General features: G+C 53.2%; 16 protein-coding genes and 2 pseudogenes. 6 read left to right on the plus strand and 12 right to left on the minus strand.

Features of this window, described 5'->3' with window-relative positions; all coding sequences use genetic code 11:
* Nucleotide 1: 1 nt before the first annotated feature.
* The 4 genes and pseudogenes from ACN1C3_RS20985 to ACN1C3_RS21000 all read left to right on the plus strand — a co-directional run.
* A pseudogene (locus tag ACN1C3_RS20985) lies at nucleotides 2-184 on the plus strand (transposase domain-containing protein); the annotation flags it as partial.
* Between the two features lie 192 nt (nucleotides 185-376).
* Nucleotides 377-808, plus strand: a complete 432-nt coding sequence (locus tag ACN1C3_RS20990; RefSeq protein WP_419117680.1) for a MarR family winged helix-turn-helix transcriptional regulator — start codon at nucleotides 377-379, stop codon at nucleotides 806-808.
* Between the two features lie 30 nt (nucleotides 809-838).
* Nucleotides 839-1555, plus strand: coding sequence for a nitroreductase (locus ACN1C3_RS20995; protein WP_419117681.1), 717 nt, complete (start codon nucleotides 839-841; stop codon nucleotides 1553-1555).
* 108 nt (nucleotides 1556-1663) lie between these two features.
* Nucleotides 1664-2425 (plus strand): NADPH-dependent F420 reductase, encoded by a 762-nt coding sequence (locus ACN1C3_RS21000; protein WP_419117682.1) that lies wholly within the window; start codon nucleotides 1664-1666, stop codon nucleotides 2423-2425.
* Between the two features lie 684 nt (nucleotides 2426-3109).
* Here the strand turns inward: ACN1C3_RS21000 and trbL are convergent.
* From trbL to ACN1C3_RS21025, 5 genes are all read right to left on the minus strand, one after another.
* Nucleotides 3110-4534: a P-type conjugative transfer protein TrbL gene (gene trbL, locus ACN1C3_RS21005; protein WP_419117683.1), complete on the minus strand. Its 1425-nt coding sequence runs from the start codon at nucleotides 4532-4534 to the stop codon at nucleotides 3110-3112.
* Between the two features lie 205 nt (nucleotides 4535-4739).
* Nucleotides 4740-5498, minus strand: a complete 759-nt coding sequence (trbJ, locus tag ACN1C3_RS21010; protein ID WP_419117684.1) for a P-type conjugative transfer protein TrbJ — start codon at nucleotides 5496-5498, stop codon at nucleotides 4740-4742.
* Between the two features lie 48 nt (nucleotides 5499-5546).
* A complete protein-coding gene (gene traJ, locus ACN1C3_RS21015) occupies nucleotides 5547-5921 on the minus strand; it encodes a conjugal transfer transcriptional regulator TraJ (protein WP_419117685.1) in 375 nt (124 codons plus the stop codon).
* Nucleotides 5922-6264: 343 nt separating this feature from the next.
* Complete coding sequence (locus ACN1C3_RS21020; RefSeq protein WP_419117686.1) at nucleotides 6265-6630, minus strand: TraK family protein; 366 nt, start codon at nucleotides 6628-6630, stop codon at nucleotides 6265-6267.
* Nucleotides 6627-6869, minus strand: a complete 243-nt coding sequence (locus ACN1C3_RS21025) for a hypothetical protein (protein WP_223543479.1) — start codon at nucleotides 6867-6869, stop codon at nucleotides 6627-6629. The genes ACN1C3_RS21020 and ACN1C3_RS21025 overlap by 4 nt, the downstream gene beginning before the upstream one ends.
* A 141-nt stretch (nucleotides 6870-7010) precedes the next feature.
* Between ACN1C3_RS21025 and ACN1C3_RS21030 the strand changes: the two genes are divergently transcribed.
* Nucleotides 7011-7871, plus strand: a complete 861-nt coding sequence (locus ACN1C3_RS21030; protein WP_419117687.1) for a hypothetical protein — start codon at nucleotides 7011-7013, stop codon at nucleotides 7869-7871.
* 344 nt (nucleotides 7872-8215) lie between these two features.
* Here the strand turns inward: ACN1C3_RS21030 and trfA are convergent, their stop codons facing one another.
* The 7 genes and pseudogenes from trfA to ACN1C3_RS21065 all read right to left on the minus strand — a co-directional run bounded on the left by trfA (nucleotide 8216) and on the right by ACN1C3_RS21065 (nucleotide 13855).
* Nucleotides 8216-9070 carry a plasmid replication initiator TrfA gene (trfA, locus tag ACN1C3_RS21035; protein ID WP_223543477.1) on the minus strand — a complete coding sequence of 285 codons (855 nt, stop codon included), beginning with the start codon at nucleotides 9068-9070 and terminating at the stop codon, nucleotides 8216-8218.
* Between the two features lie 2 nt (nucleotides 9071-9072).
* A complete protein-coding gene (locus ACN1C3_RS21040) occupies nucleotides 9073-9396 on the minus strand; it encodes a DNA-binding protein (RefSeq protein ID WP_223543476.1) in 324 nt (107 codons plus the stop codon).
* Between the two features lie 495 nt (nucleotides 9397-9891).
* Nucleotides 9892-10122, minus strand: coding sequence for an SDR family NAD(P)-dependent oxidoreductase (locus ACN1C3_RS21045; protein ID WP_419117688.1), 231 nt, complete (start codon nucleotides 10120-10122; stop codon nucleotides 9892-9894).
* Nucleotides 10119-10417 (minus strand): annotated as a pseudogene (locus ACN1C3_RS21050) (dienelactone hydrolase family protein); the annotation flags it as partial. The gene ACN1C3_RS21045 and the pseudogene ACN1C3_RS21050, both read right to left, overlap by 4 nt.
* An 8-nt stretch (nucleotides 10418-10425) precedes the next feature.
* Nucleotides 10426-11226 (minus strand): sulfite exporter TauE/SafE family protein, encoded by an 801-nt coding sequence (locus tag ACN1C3_RS21055; RefSeq protein WP_419117689.1) that lies wholly within the window; start codon nucleotides 11224-11226, stop codon nucleotides 10426-10428.
* Nucleotides 11227-11254: 28 nt separating this feature from the next.
* Nucleotides 11255-12925, minus strand: coding sequence for a TIGR01244 family sulfur transferase (locus ACN1C3_RS21060; RefSeq protein WP_419117690.1), 1671 nt, complete (start codon nucleotides 12923-12925; stop codon nucleotides 11255-11257).
* 51 nt (nucleotides 12926-12976) lie between these two features.
* Nucleotides 12977-13855, minus strand: a complete 879-nt coding sequence (locus ACN1C3_RS21065) for an MBL fold metallo-hydrolase (protein ID WP_419117691.1) — start codon at nucleotides 13853-13855, stop codon at nucleotides 12977-12979.
* Nucleotides 13856-14090: 235 nt separating this feature from the next.
* On the opposite strand from ACN1C3_RS21065, the gene ACN1C3_RS21070 reads away from it, so the two are divergent.
* Nucleotides 14091-15416 (plus strand): sigma-54 interaction domain-containing protein, encoded by a 1326-nt coding sequence (locus ACN1C3_RS21070; protein ID WP_419117692.1) that lies wholly within the window; start codon nucleotides 14091-14093, stop codon nucleotides 15414-15416.
* Nucleotides 15417-15490: the final 74 nt, after the last annotated feature.

Genomic DNA, 15490 nt, shown 5'->3' on the forward strand with positions numbered 1-15490 from the left:
GCGCAAGAACTGGCTCTTCGCAGGGTCGTTACGCAGTGGAAAGCGGGCGGCGGCGATCATGAGCTTGATCCAGTCTGCGCGACTGAATGGGCATGATCCGTATGCTTATTTGAAGGACGTTTTCATGCGTCTACCGACGCAGCGCGCGAGTCAAATCGATCAGTTGCTGCCGCATAAGTGGTAACCGGTGTAATTACCCAAGACGTGATGGTCGACTTGCTACCGCATGACTGGACGCCCGCCTCACATCACATGGTCTGTGAGACATACGTCTACTGAACCAGATTGGTACATCCGGTGACGGCAGACGGCGTCTGTTGACATCAGAGCGTTCTTTCTAGAATATATAGTGCACTATACAATAGTGAGTTATCTAATGACTTCGAACCGGAAACGGGTAGGTACCCAGCTATCGTTTTCGCTCTATGCGGCGGCGAATCGCGTGGTGCGATTGCACAAACCTTTTCTTGAACCGTTGGGCCTAACCTTCCCGCAGTATCTGGTCATTCTGGAGCTTCTAAACGGCTCGCCACTTTCAGTGGGTGCGCTTGGAACCTGCTTGGCGATGGACGCTGGAACAATAACGCCATTGCTGAAGCGGCTTGAGGCTGCTGGGCTCGTCACTCGCACGCGGGATCCTGCCGATGAGCGTCGCGTGATGGTCGACCTGACGGCTAATAGCCGCTTGTTGGAACCCGACATACGGGGAATTACTAGCAAAATTAAGTCAGCTTGCCAGCTCGATGAGCAGGGTATTGATGAGCTTCGTCACACCCTTGATGCGCTTGGCCATCCGGCAACCGACTGAAAATTTTTACATTTGCTCAAAGAGGAAATCATGACTATTTCAATGGCTAGGTTCGATGCTGATACAGCGCTGGATGACACCCTACCGTTTCAAAGGGCGGCCCGAACTCGGCGATCTTTCCGTGGTTTTTTAAACACCACCGTTCCCGATCAAGTCATCCAGGAGGTGCTGAAAGATGCCCAGTGCGCTCCCTCCAACTGCAACACCCAGCCATGGGACGTTCATATTGTCCGTGGCCAAAAATTGATCGAGCTTTCGCAAATTCTCCACGCGAAAAACAATGCCGGAGAGTTCACACCTGACTTCTCGTTCGATATGGGTGCTTTTTACGGCCCCTATGGGGATCGCAAGAATGCACAGGGTAAAGCCTACTATGAGGCTATGAACGTTATGCGCGAAGACAAGGAGGGGCGGCGGCGAGCGGCGGCTTTGAACTTGTCCTTTTTCAACGCGCCCCAGGCTGTTTTTTTATTCATGCCTGTCTTTGGTGACAATGTTCGAACTGCTGGCGACATTGGCATGTATGGGCAGACCTTCCTACTGTCGCTTGCTGCCCGAGGGTTAGGCGGCATTCCGCAAACCTCGCTTGGTTTCTATGCAGATACGATCCGAGAGGTGCTAGGCATATCTGAAGAAATGAAAATGCTGTTTGGAATGTCATTTGGCTACCCGGACGAGAGTGCTCCAGGCAACCGCATGCATATGGATCGTGTGCCGATTACCGACAGCGTTACCTTTCATTCTTGAAGAGTCGTATTTACCTGAGTCAGGCGACATGCGTGCACACCCCAGATCGCAGTGGCTTCGCGACACGCTTAATTCATTCGCACACCCAGCCAAGCAGTAACTTGAATATTGTTTGTAGGTGAGGAGGTTATTGAAATGAAAATCGGAATTATCGGCGCCGGCAACATTGGGGCTACCCTTGCCCGTAAGCTCGCTGCGTGCGGCCATGAAGTCAAACTGGCAAACTCGAAAGGCCCTCAGAGCATTCAGAACCTTGCCAAAGAAATTGGCGTACACGCGGTAACCAAGGAAGATGCTGTTTCCGAGGTAGACGTTGTGATCCTCTCGATCCCCTTCGCAAAATACCCGGATCTCAAACAGACGTTGAGTAATGTCCCCGAGAAAATCGTTGTCATTGACACGTCCAATTACTATCCGGGACGCGACGGGGCGATCAAAGAAGTTGACGACGGCAAGCCTGAGAGCGTTTGGGTTAGCGAGCAGATTGGCCGCCCGGTCATTAAGGCTTGGAACGCCGTCCTCGCAGCGACTCTTGCCGACAATAGGCAACCAGCCGGGTCTTCAGCACGCATCGCCTTACCTGTAGCCGGGGATGACACTAATGCTGAGGCAATCGCGCAGGATCTCGTTGAGGATACGGGCTTTATCGCGCTTGCCGCTGGCAACCTTGAAGATTCGTGGCGTCAGCAACCAGGTACACCTGCCTACTGTACCGAGTTGACATTGCCGGAGCTGAAGTTGGCGCTGGAGGCGGCAGACAAGGCACGGGCGCCCCAAAACCGCGACGCACTGATTGCCAAGTTTATGGCTCCCAGCCGTCAGTTTACACATGAGCAAATTGTTGCCACGAATCGCGCTATGACGGCCTGACTACCGGATTAGGCGGGATCCTTACCTAGAGTTCCACCTAATTGATCTAATCGCTAAACCCAGCTGTTTACGTAAATAGGGTGCAGTGCAGACGGGGGCCAAACTCAGCGTCTGGATGAGACCGCGAATTTCCTATCCTTTCCTGTATCGCGGCCACGGCCACGCCACGCTGTTTAAGCAATCGCTCAATCTCAGCACCAGCTAAAGCATCGTAAGCGTCCGGCGTAGTCAACTACCCGATCTCAACTATAAGGGCGATGGCGTCAGGAAGGCGTGTTTACCGGACGCTTACCATTAAGGGTAATTGCGTCCGCTTAAAATTAAGTGCACACCATGTCTTGGCCACAAGTCTCACCTTGTATACGATGCAATCGAGCGCGAAACCAGTGGCCTTCAGCGGCAAGGACTGGCGTAGGAACCCCGGCGATGGCTGAACATCGGCGTAGGGTGAGACCTCCACACCCCTGCTTGAGGGTGTGTATATAAATATCAAGCTTCAATTTCGAGGGCTACTGTCACCAGTAGCCCTTTTTTGGGTGTGCCAGGCATGGCGCGTTGCGCGCAAGCGCAACCAGCTTGGCTATGGTGACTGTCGAGCGCTATCGTAAGCCCCCCAAGTGTTAGTAGTGGGAAGGCTTACCCGATGATTTCCAAACGACTATCGAATTTCCCAGGTTGGCTAGGTCAATTCAGTGGTGGTTTCTGGTTTACGAAGTCGGCCACTTCGTCATTTCCAGCAGCAAGGTGGTCACCGTCAAAGGCCGGGCCTTGAATCGCAGATACCGATTGATCTCGTTCTAATTCAATCGCTGTAGCGATTTTACCGCCTAATGACTGTTTGATCCCTTCATTTGCGGCGAGACTGAAACCTCCCGCAGCGTGGCGGGCAAGCTGCGCTCCTGCCTCCATCGCGATTTTGCCGGCCTTACCAAGTGAACTTTGATCGGATGCCGTTGCAGGGTCGTGGTTTTTTCCGTCTTGGCTGCTAAAAAAGCCAGATCCATTGCCCATGGTCTCTGAGAAGCTTGAGCGGCCGCTCCCACCGCTAGGAGACGAGTCAGAGGCGTCCATCGAGAGTTCACCGCTCCTACCGTCTGCCATGCTTGCCTGGGCGGATTTAAACGCTGCTGAGAGCGCTGACATGCCTCCAGCAGCCTGGGTTGCACCCGTCAAGGCTGAGGCGCCTGCTGATGCAACGGCAGAGGCAGCCATGGTCGCAGCACCCATGGCTGCACCGGCGCCGAAGTTGCCGATCCCTGCGGACTGTCCTCCAGAACCAACTAGGCCAGCTAACATCGGAGGTAGTTTATTCACCATGGTGAGCAGCACTACGGACGCCACTAGGAGTACGCATAAGCTGTTCAAGTCTGGCGTCCCTTCCTGAAAGGCTTTGTAGTACTGGTCGATGAAGGACTTGCCGATGCCGATCAGCAGAATCATGGTGAAGAGCTGAATCCCGATACCAAGCACTGCCTTGTAGAAGCTGATCGCAATGTCCGATGTCCAGCGACTGCCTCCGAATCCCAGCAAGAAAACGCCGGCATAAGCGAGAAGCCATGCGGAAACGAGTAGCAGCAGCATGTTGACGGCAATGAGTGCCAGGACCACCAATACGACGATTGCAGCAACGAGCATTACGGCGGAGAGGACTGGGGACAGTAACGAGGCAGAGTCGCTTACTTTCGTGAGTATGCTGAAGCCGATATCAACGATGCTGGAAGGAGATAGGCCATTGCCTAGGCCGGATGCATCAGCGCTGATCTTGCGCATGGTATCGATGATGGATAGGGAGATGGCCGGGCCGTTTATTAGGAACCACCAAAAAAAACCGAGTGTTCCAAAAAACCTGATCGTTTCTGCAAAAAAGTCTTGGATATCTGCTTTACGCAAAGCCATGAATCCGTATGTCCAGACCATGCTCACGAGTGCCAGGCTCCAGAAAAGCCAGGTGGCCGCGCTTATAATTTTGGATTGCCACGTGAGGGCTACGTTGGAAAAACTTTCCAGTATTTGATTGAGCATATTGCCGCTATCCAAACCCGCAGCCTGAACACTTTGCGCAATGCAGAGCGTGGTGAGTAGCAGATAGATTGATATGAGCTTTCTCATGGCGTCACCATTTTTTATCGCTGCTAGAGGTGTTGTTGTGGTCCAGCGCACATGCGTCCCGAATTTGCTCTTGGTCGTGTTTCGGGCGACCTGTGGGATCGTCACTGCAAGTCAGCACCTTCGAGTTGTTTGATGTGTCGCAACCGCTCATGAGAGCGGTTAGCAGAACGATGCAGATCCAAAATCGGTGGTGCATATCCCCTCCCTACCAGAGCTTTTCAGCGCTCGGGCTGTTTTGTCCGGACAATGCGTGCTGATCGGAAGCGAGCTGCTGGGATTCTCGGTCGCCGTTGATCTGGGCTTCAGTAGCCAATGCATTTTGCTGTGCCACGAGTAGGCTTCGGATTTGAAGAAGCTGGTTGGCTTGAGCGCTGGCTAACTGATTAGCCGATTGGATCGCCTGCATCTGGCCGTTGGCCGTAACGGCCTGATGTTGCATAGCTGCTAAATTGTCGGCGTCTGCTTGTAAGGTGTCTTGTTGGCTATCCACGTTTTTTAGCAATGCGTCGCTAGCCTGTTTGCGTGCAGTGCTGGCATCGGCTCGGGCCTTTGCAATGGTTTGCTGATCCTCGTTTGAGCAACCTTGGTCGCCAAAGCACGGAGAGGCTGAGTAATGTGAAACGTCCTTGTACTTGGAGAGGTAACTTTCGAGGCTGCCTGCCTGGTTCTTGTAGTAGGTGAGCGTGTCTTGAGCTGCCAGCAATTTAGAGATAGTCCGATCAGCCTCATCCCAGATGTAGGCTGCCGGAGCGGCGGTGTTCTGCAGCATGTTCTCGTACTGTTCTAGCTGGGTCTTGTATTGCTCGATCTGCTTAGTGACGGCAGCTACGTTTTGGATAGCGCTGATGGTGGATTGGCTGACGTTTAGTCCATCGACTACCGGAATGCCGGCAACCGCTTGTTGTAAATGCATCATAGAGATGGTCAGCAAGCAACCTGCGATAAAACCTTCGGTTTTGTTCATGGAAACTCCAAAGGGAAGCACGTTTCTGAAAGATTGATTTTTTAGCGGCTAAAATTTGAGGGACTGCACCAGTCGCAGCATTTCGTCTTGGTTCGCTTCTATGCGCTTCAGCAGTGCCCTCACAACGCCCGGCGTCCAAGCGATGTTGGCTAGCGCCAGCTTGGGGTCGTCAGTCAGCCAAAGCTTGAGAAGCCCTCCCAGGCGTCCTTGATCAGCATTGATTTTTACGAGCTTCAGCACGTTCTCAGAGTCGATAGTTCCCTTAATCACATGCCCCAGACTGAGGCGCCTCAGATATTCCGCGACAGTCAGGCTTGCGCGGGCTGCATTTTCTTTAATCAGAGTTTCCTCGTCGGGTAGGACGGGCACTCGCAAGTGCTTGCCATGTTTTCTGGTGTCGATACCAGGCTTCTTCGTTTGCATAGCGGGTTCCTCCTATGTTCATGGTGAACTTCACTTCGCGGATGCGAATGGCCTCGCAGAGCAAGTCCATGTTGAGTGCCGATAGGCGCGAATAAGTGATAGTGAAATTGGCTGGCCGGCTTGCCGGTTAGCTAACTTCACCTATCTTGCCCTGCACTTCGATGTTCCTTTAGCGTTCAATCGTGTGTTCTTCTAGTGAGCAATGCGGTGTTTTATCGCGGACAATTAATATTGTTCGCGATAAGAACGCACCTGAACGGGGTTTGACCGCGCTAAGAACGGTTGACCGGCCTAAGAAAGGTAGAGGATCGGTTTAGCAACGCTTCATTAGCCATTGCGACACTCACTCATCTGTTTCGGAGCAAAGCTGGTGGGCGTAACGCCGAAATGCCTGATAGCCAAAATTGATTGAATTATCATCTCGTAGTACCTCCCATATTTTTAAAATCGAGCATCCGACATCAATAGCGCTTTGGATTTCGGTTCTCAGCATGATGAATGTGGCGCGATTCTTGTCCCCTATTGACGCGTCTGTCGAAGCTGCTACGCGCTCTGCTATTCTCAGTGACAATGATTTCATGATCGCTCCTAGGGAAACTAGATTCTTAATCTGCATCTTGCCCAATTTTTTATGGTCACTGGTCGGCGCTGACGTTCTATACAGCCAATTTCCTTTAACTGGTCTTTCCAGGAAAATCGAATTAATCATGAACCAGCTTCTTGGTGACCGAAGTCGCCGTTAAGCAATGCGGCTACAGCATCCGTAGGGAAGTAAATACGCCGCCCGATACGCCGCTTGACCCGATTCAATTCAAACATCCAGGGCTCCGTTGGTTTCTGCAGTACGCCACGAAGCCCAGATGGCTTACGACTTAGAGCTTGCGCCAACTGCTCAACGGTCATAAGTGAGCCGTATTTATCCTGCAGATAATCAATTATGGACTTCATATGACTCCGGTATATCGAACGGATAAATTTCGATATATCGGCAGTAAGCTCCAGACAATATCGAAAGCAAATTAGACAGATGCAGATTGCTTCAGATTGGTATAGAGTTGCAGGTATAAATTTTTCTGGAGATTCACCTTGATGACCGCTAAAACATCATCTTCCGAGAAAGAGATACGACTTTTCAGAAATCGCCTTAGAACTAAGGTTCTCTTACATGAGCTATCGTTGCGCGTAGCTTTGCCGTTCGCGGACACTTTTGCACAGTGGTTTGACCAAGAGATGATCACAAAAGGACTATACAATCGAGCTAATACAGCCGAAAGCAACAGATGGACCGGTAGTTTCAAAGGACGTACAGCATTACAGAATGAGCAGCTAGACCTACTACACGAACTATTCAGTGACGCACAAGACCTCTATCACAAAGGCCCATCAAATCTTTGGGATGCACTTTGGGGAGAACCCGACCAGCTTTGGAAATTTTGTAAGACCAGAACAAGTACTAACGCCCATTTCATGGACGACAAATTATGGAACCAAGTACTTTCCAAACAAGACAACAAATACGATATTTGCGAAGCATTAAGGGTATTTGAAGGAGAAATAATGCTCGCAACGGAAACAAACTTTCACGAACTCCCATTCGGATACTTGATAGAAGCCATAGCCCTTTACAGATTACACACTCATGCAATCAGATTATTTAGAATAAACTCCGATGGAATAGGAGCTTATAGAAGTCTGTTTCAATGCATATCCAACGCTGACATTAAAATCACGTTAAGTATGCTTGGAATACTTGACGACATAAAAGACGAACTAATTCGCATGGAAACCATAAAGCTGCAATCGTATCCCGATTACTGTGAGAAGGCTGGATTGAGGTATCCACCATCTGACGACGCTGCCAGAAAATATGCTAGCGACCCTTTAGCAACACATGCCAACTCCGAACGATGGGATGACCTGAAGTTCGACTGGGTCAGTAGCGATGCGTGATGGTGACGTCGCAGAATCACTCAAGTGTCAGCATCCAGGCCGTTCTGATGACAAAGCAACACGGTCGACTTAATTGCAGAGGCGTTTGTTAACACTTGAGGGACAGCGAGGTTTCTTTGATTAAATAAGGATTAAAAAAGGATTAGTGCATATTTTCAACTCTGCGCTATCCCTTGCTGCGCAAGGCCTGCAGCCGATTTAACCCTGTGGATAGCGTGCACCGTATCCCATATTTTCGTGCATCGTATCCCACAATTTTATGCACCGTATCCCATGTCGAATGCATCGCATCCCATAGCCCAATGCATCGTATCCCACGTCCGAAAATGCATTTATCCACAGGCTCATCCACCCTGTTTTTTCTTGGTCAGGTGACGTTGCTGGCTTGGTGTTGGCGTGCGCATCACGCATACCCGGTGACCACTTAATCTCCATGAGACGAGAGCCCCAATCAAGACAAGTTCATCGAGCGCTTTACTCAGCTGACGTTTAAAACTGCCCGGATGCGCGTTCACGCTCCCACTCAGCCGTTGAATCGTTTCTATGCCAAGAGGGAAAGGTTCGGCATGGCTACAAAACCAACCATGAAGCCACAGAGCAAGTGGTTTGCGTCTCAGGAGTACACGCTCATCCCATTCGATTTGAGTCCAGCCTGCCATGTATAGCGCCTCAAGCCGTGACTCAAGCTCTATGACGTACACGCCGGTCATCTCGTCTCCAGCCCCTTTGAGCAATGCTCCAAAGAACGTGAGGTTGCCATATTTCATTTCAATTGTTGCCCCCGCGAGACGGACCAGTGCTGATCTCAACCACAATCGATCGCTCGTTCCTGTAGAGCGCTTCAATGTCTTTAGCACTTGAACTTCGCTGAACTGAACTCGGTTGCCGATCCTATGATGGCGTGCCAAATGAATGACCGTTTCCCAGACGTCTAAATCTGATTGGTCAAGCTGCCATCCAGAAAAGCGAATCTCGACTCCATCGACAGTAGCAAGCAGTTCGCGCTTCAAGGCCTTTCGCCCCTTGCCTTGAATACCTGCAAACAATGCGCACCGGAGCCAAACATTCGGTACTCCTCGCGTGGAATCCGGCCAAAGCGGGAGCTGCTCCGAGGATCTTTCCCTTGGCGGCCGTCTGGCCTGAGCCTTTTGCAAACGCGCTTCGTTAGCGTTTTGAGGCTTCGGGAAGCTATAACTCATGATCAGACACCAACAGATGCTGTGCTGCTCTGGCTTCCTGACGAAGACAAACGAATCTTCTGCTTTTTGATTTGTTGCGCCTTTGTAGGTCGACCCGACTTGGCTTTAATAGCCTCATCGGTGGCTGTCCCTGCAGTAGCAAAACCTGATACGTGGTCTGCCAGCCAGCGCTCTACGTCTTCTGCGCGCCACAGCAGCCTCTTGGTGCCAGGTAGCCGACAGATCGGTGGCAAGGACAGCGGGTTGCGTGTTACGTCGCTGCGAATGCTTGTGACGGATTTATGAATGCAATCAGACAGATCATCAACGGTAAGTAGCGCTTTCATCCTCAAGACTCCTCGCCAGGCCATACAGGCCTCGACACGCATTGGTTGGTTCGAATGCGCACAGGTTCTCGGGTTACCTACTTCGCTCGTAGGTGAATACTTCGAAAGACTTTTACCTTGATTACCGCATCACACAGATACACACCGCAGGGCATTGCTACAGAGTGCTAAAAAAAGCGCGAGTGATTGCGAAATTGCACTCCCCTTGACCAGTCATATGCATTCGTACTCAGCACCCACTGCGTCGGATTTGATCAGCACGTTTCGTGACCGGTTGAATCCACAGCCAAAAGCGGACGTTCTAGTATCGCCATACCCTGGCAAGCGGCTGTTGCTACCAGTGCCGCCAGGGCATTCGATTGAAACCGATGGTGAGCGCGTGATACCAGACTTCCATTTTTTGTGGTGACACGGGACCCAAGCCCCAGGCAACCGCTGCTGACGGTGGAGACCTGCGTTGTTCACCAGAATATCGATTTCGGCAATGACTGCTGCCTACCTGATTTGTTCTGGATCTGTCACATCCATAGGGAGTGCCTTCACCCGGGGGGATTTAGCGCAAGCCGGCCTGGATCGCGACACGCGGCATATATTTGCCCTGCCCCCCGCTTTCAGAAAAGCCTCGATCAAAGCCAGCCCCAAACCGCTAATGGCGCCTGTTATCAGCACACTCTTGTCCACCGCCTGCATGTTCTCTCCCTGGGAATACGAAGCTACGCCGGTCATAGGTGTTCACTCGAGGCCCACCGAGCCATCAGCTTGTTGGACGGAAAGGACTCATCGAGCAGCTTTTTTGCGGTTTCGATACCGGCCACCGGCAACCCTGTAGGGTCCAGCAGGCCGATCTGAACCAGCACCGAGGCCTGATCCCAATAGATGTGCTCCTGGTACAGCTTGTCGCCGCGGAAGTTAACGACCGCCAACATGGGATTTCCACATATTTGCCGGTAGGCGCGACCCCAGGCAGCATCCAATCGATCTCGCAGGTGTGGGTGAAACACATGATGAATTCGTCGACCATGTACACAACTAAATAGCTTTCACCAGCAAGGCCACCGCCACCACCATGGAAACAGCGGCGAACCCTTTTTGTAGGTGTGGACCCGCTAGCCGGGCCGCGATCAGGCGCCCGCACACCATTCCAGCCAATGCTCCAATGGAAAACGGAATGGCGACCGCCCACTGTAAGTGCCCGGCTGCGGAGCTTGCCGCAACGCCGGAAATTGAAACCAGCGCAATAACGGCAAGAGACGTTGCGAGCACCGACTGCGCTGTCAAATTGGTGTATCGCTGGAGCGCCGGCACCATCACAAAGCCACCGCCCACGCCGAGCAAGCCGGAAAGCCCGCCCGCGACAACGCCAGAGACGGTCAGTGCCCATGCACACGGCCCCGTCCAGTTAAGCTTTCCCCGGTTGACGTCCAATAGGCAAGGCGGCGGTTTGGATGTGACGGGGGGCTTCGATTCCGTGGAGCGAGGGAGCGATCGTTGATATACGCGGAATGCAACGTACATCAGCACGAAGGCAAACATGATCGTCAGCGGACGGTTAGGCGTGCGCTGCGCCAGCCAAAGGCCAAGGGGAGAACACACGATTCCCGCTCCTGCAATTAGAAGCGCAGCTTTATAGCGGACGGTGCCATTTTTGAGCCCCATTACGGCACCCAGGGTCGCGGCCAGACCGACAGCCAGTAAACCAATTGGCCCTGCCTCGGCCATGCTCAACCCCACTCCAAACACCAGTAATGGAACAGCCAGTATTCCTCCTCCGGCACCGGTCAGAGCCAGGATGACCCCGACAGTAAGCCCGAGCAGTAAGACAACGATCATCTCAGTCTCCTTGCTTTCAGGGCTGATTTCATACGTCAGCCATCTCAGGTTTCGCCATCCACTCATGGCCCTTGAGCATTCCCTTCCAATACAGCGGTGGAAGAATCCGCTCTTTGAGCAGCCATGCCAGCCTCGATGGCCGGGTACCGTCAATCAGCCAGGATGGAAAGCTGGGGGCGACCTTGCCGCCATAGGTGAACTCAGCCAGTACGATCTTGCCGCGTTCAACCGTCAGCGGGCAGGAGCCGTAACCGTCGTAATGGGCGCTGCCTTTTGCTTTACCCATTGCCGCTAACACGTTATGGGCAACGACGGGCGCCTGCTTGCGTGCTGCTGCCGCGGTTTTGGCGTTGCTAGAGTTGGTGGCATCTCCCAGTGCGTGAATATTGATCCAGGTTTTATGGCGCAACGTGGCAGGGTCGACATCGATCCAGCCAGCCGCGTCAGCGAGAGGGCTGACCCGAACGAAATCCGGCGCAATCTGCGGTGGCACCACATGAAGGAGATCAAAGTCGCGCGTAACACGTTGGGAGCTGCCATCCGGATTCACGCAGTTGAACGTTGCAGTCCGTGCGGGTCCATTCACGCTGGTGAGTGTGTTGCCGAAATTCAGGTCGACACCATAGGCCTTGATGTATTCCATCAGTGCGGGCACATAGTCGGGAACTCCGAACAGCACTGCGCCGGCGCTGCAAAACTCAATCTCGACGTTGTCCAACACACCGGTACGTTTCCAATGATCGGCAGACAGGTACATTGCTTTTTGCGGCGCCCCGGCACATTTGATTGGCATGGGCGGTTGCGTGAAAACCGCACGGCCACCACGCAGTTGCTGCACCAGTTCCCATGTATAAGGCGCAAGGTGATACAGGTAGTTTGAAGTCACGCCGTTGCGGCCCAGGGTGTCCGACAAACCCTCGATGGCATGCCAATTGAGCTTCAGGCCAGGGCACACGATCAATTGCTCGTATTTGACGACTCTGCATCCATCAAGAATGACGGCATTTCTCTCGGGTTCGAAAGCGGCGACCGCCGACTTGATCCAATGCACACCGCGGGGGATGGTCGTACCCATCGTGCGGGCAGTTTGGGGTGCATCGAAGACTCCACAGCCGACGAGTGTCCATCCAGGCTGGTAGTAGTGCACATCGGCCGGATCGATGATGGCGACGTCGAGTCCAGGCTCTCGCGCCAGCAAACTGGATGCAGTCGCGATACCTGCCGCACCGCCTCCGATGATGACCACGGCATGCTGCGCCTCAGCCACTTCGACCGGCGTACGCCCCTGATTGGCAATCCGGCGAATGACGCCTTTCATATCGAACCCGGCTTTTTTGGCCGTCTCGACGATATGTGGCAGGGATTGTTTACCCGCTTGTGAGAGTGCCCACATCGTTGTCGAGCGCATGCCGGAACGGCAATAGGCCAACACCGGTTTTGGCAGTGCTTCAAGGAGCTTGCCGAAGGCGATACCTTGCTCGTCAGTGACTTTGCCTGATTCCGCGGGAAGGTAGTGCGCTTCGATGCCGACTGCTTCGGCGGCTCGTTTGATTTCGGCAAACAAGGGTTGATCACTGCCTTCGCCATCGGGACGGTTACAGACGATGGCGCGAAAACCGGCCTCTTTCAGTTCAGCCAATTGGTTGGGAAAAATCTGTTCGGATACCGACAGTCCGGGCGCAAGGTGGCGAATGTCCATAAGTGACTCCGTTATGGGGTTTTTCTTATGTGTAGTTTGGGGAAGGCAACGTCAGGCTACGTTGAGCGGGATTTTCAGGTAGCGCGTTCCGTTCGCTTCAGGCTCAGGCAAGTGCCCGGCGCGCATGTTGACCTGAACCGATGGCAGGATCAGCGTCGGCATTTCCATCGATGCATCGCGCTTTGTGCGCATCGCCACGAACTCCTCCTCACTGATGCCGTTACGCACGTGAACGTTGTGGGCGCGCTGGTCTGCAACGGTACTGACGAACTGCACCTCGCGGCCACCCGGCTGATAGTCGTGGCACATGTAGAGCAACGTATTGGCCGGCAGGCTCAGCACCTTGTTGATTGACTGGAACAGCGTGCGGGCATTTCCGCCGGGAAAGTCACAGCGTGCAGTACCGTAGTCGGGCATAAACAAGGTATCGCCGACGAACGCAGCCGTTTCGGTCCCATCGCTGATCACATAAGTCATGCAGGCGGGTGTATGGCCCGGTGTATGGAGCGCGTGGCATTGCAGCGTGCCAATGGCGAACGGCTCGTCATTGACGAACAGGTGATCGAACTGACTCCCGTCGCGGGGCATATCGCCAGCCGTATTGAACAGCGTGCCAAACACCTCCTGCACCGTGGAAATCTGGCTGCCGATTCCTATTTTTCCACCGAGCTTTTCCTTCAGGTAGGGCGCAGCCGTGAGATGGTCCGCGTGGACGTGGGTCTCGAGAATCCAGTCGACACTCGCATTGAGTTCGTTCACCCTCGCAATCAACTTGTCGGCAGCGGTTGTGCCGGTGTGGCCGGACTTAGGGTCGTAATCAAGTACGCTGTCGATTAAAGCGCAGTGGTGGGTGACCTCATCCAGCACAAGATAGCTGACGGTTTTGGTAGCAGAATCGAAGAATCCTTCGACGTGAAGTTTGACGCTCATGACCTGTCTCCTTAGGGGGCCTTTACCAAGCCGCTCACACTTGACTGACATAGCAATAAGCCTGCCAGGCTAGGGCCACACAGAAAAATGATCATATCTATATGATTTTTTTATCTTTTTATTTTTTAAATAGTTTGTTTTTTTCTACATCCACCTGGATTTACTGCCATTGGCAGTCCCGTATTGACAGAGGTGGCAGTGCCATTACAGGATGGACGGATTCTCAGGAGCCCCGATGAAGACTATCCTGCCCACCCCACCCCACTCGCTCCCGCACTCGGATCAAGTGCAGTCACTTGTTTCGTTTCTTGAGCACGAACCCCAGCCGATGATCGTGCTCGATCCGGACTACAACATCCTGGCGGCCAACACGGCCTATCAACGGCAGTTTGGCAGCGCTGACAAACCCTTTATCGGCCATAAGTGTTATCAAATCTCACACCATTACGACGTGCCTTGTGATCAGGCGGGTGAGAACTGCCCGATGAAAAAGGCGCAGGAGATGCGCGGACCGGATCGTGTTTTGCACATTCACCACACGCCTCGCGGTCCTGAGCATGTCGACGTCGAATTGCGCCCGATTCTGGACGAGCACGGTGTCATTACTGTCTATGTAGAACGCCTCACCCTGGTCCGCAGTGCATCGGCGCGACCCAGCAATGAAGGGTTGGTCGGCCGTTCACCAGCCTTTAATCGTGCCCTGTCGGAGCTGCAGCGGGTGGCACCATCAATGCTGCCGGTGCTGCTGCTAGGCGAGTCCGGTACAGGCAAAGAGCTGTTCGCCCGCGCCGTACATGAAACCAGCGAGCGGGCCACTGGCCCCTTTGTCGTCGTTGATTGCTCTGGTTTGACCGAAACGTTATTTGAGAGCGAACTGTTCGGCCATGAAAAAGGCGCATTCACCGGTGCCACCACGCGTAAGCCTGGCTTGGTTGAAACGGCCCAAGGCGGCACGTTGTTTCTCGATGAAATTGGCGATGTTCCGTTGGCCATGCAGGTGAAACTGTTGCGTCTGATCGAATCGGGCACCTATCGCCGTGTAGGGAGTGTCGAGACCCTTCACGCTAACTTCAGGTTAATTGCTGCGACCCACAAACCATTGGAAAAAATGATGGAGAAAGGTGAGTTCAGGCAGGACCTGTACTACCGCATCAGCGCCTTCCCAATTCAGTTACCACCCTTGCGCAACCGAGTTGAAGACATTGGGTTGCTTGTGAATTCATTTCTACAACGTGCCGGTTCAGGCGAGCGCCGGCTGACGATAGATACGGATGCTCTGATTCAATTGCAGGGGTTTTCCTGGCCCGGCAATATCCGTGAATTACGCAACGTTCTGGAAAGAGCCAGTCTGTTCGCTGACGATGGTGTGATCCGCTCCATGCATTTGCCACAGGCATTCGTGGTGGCATCTGCCCAGGCCTCTACTTCAACTCCGTTCGATGGCAGCTCGCTGGTACAGGCATTGGCTACTTTCAAAGGTACCCGCAGTGAGCTGGCCAAGCACATGGGCATCAGCGAGCGTACTTTGTACAGACGATTGAAAGAACAAGGTTTGGCCTAGTGGTTAGCGCTCACGCCGCTCGACTTTCAGTGACTGCAATCCTGGCAGATTGGCAGAGTATTAACCTGCCAAGG

The organism is Pseudomonas sp. H11T01 (assembly GCF_048515765.1).
Lineage (GTDB): Bacteria > Pseudomonadota > Gammaproteobacteria > Pseudomonadales > Pseudomonadaceae > Aquipseudomonas.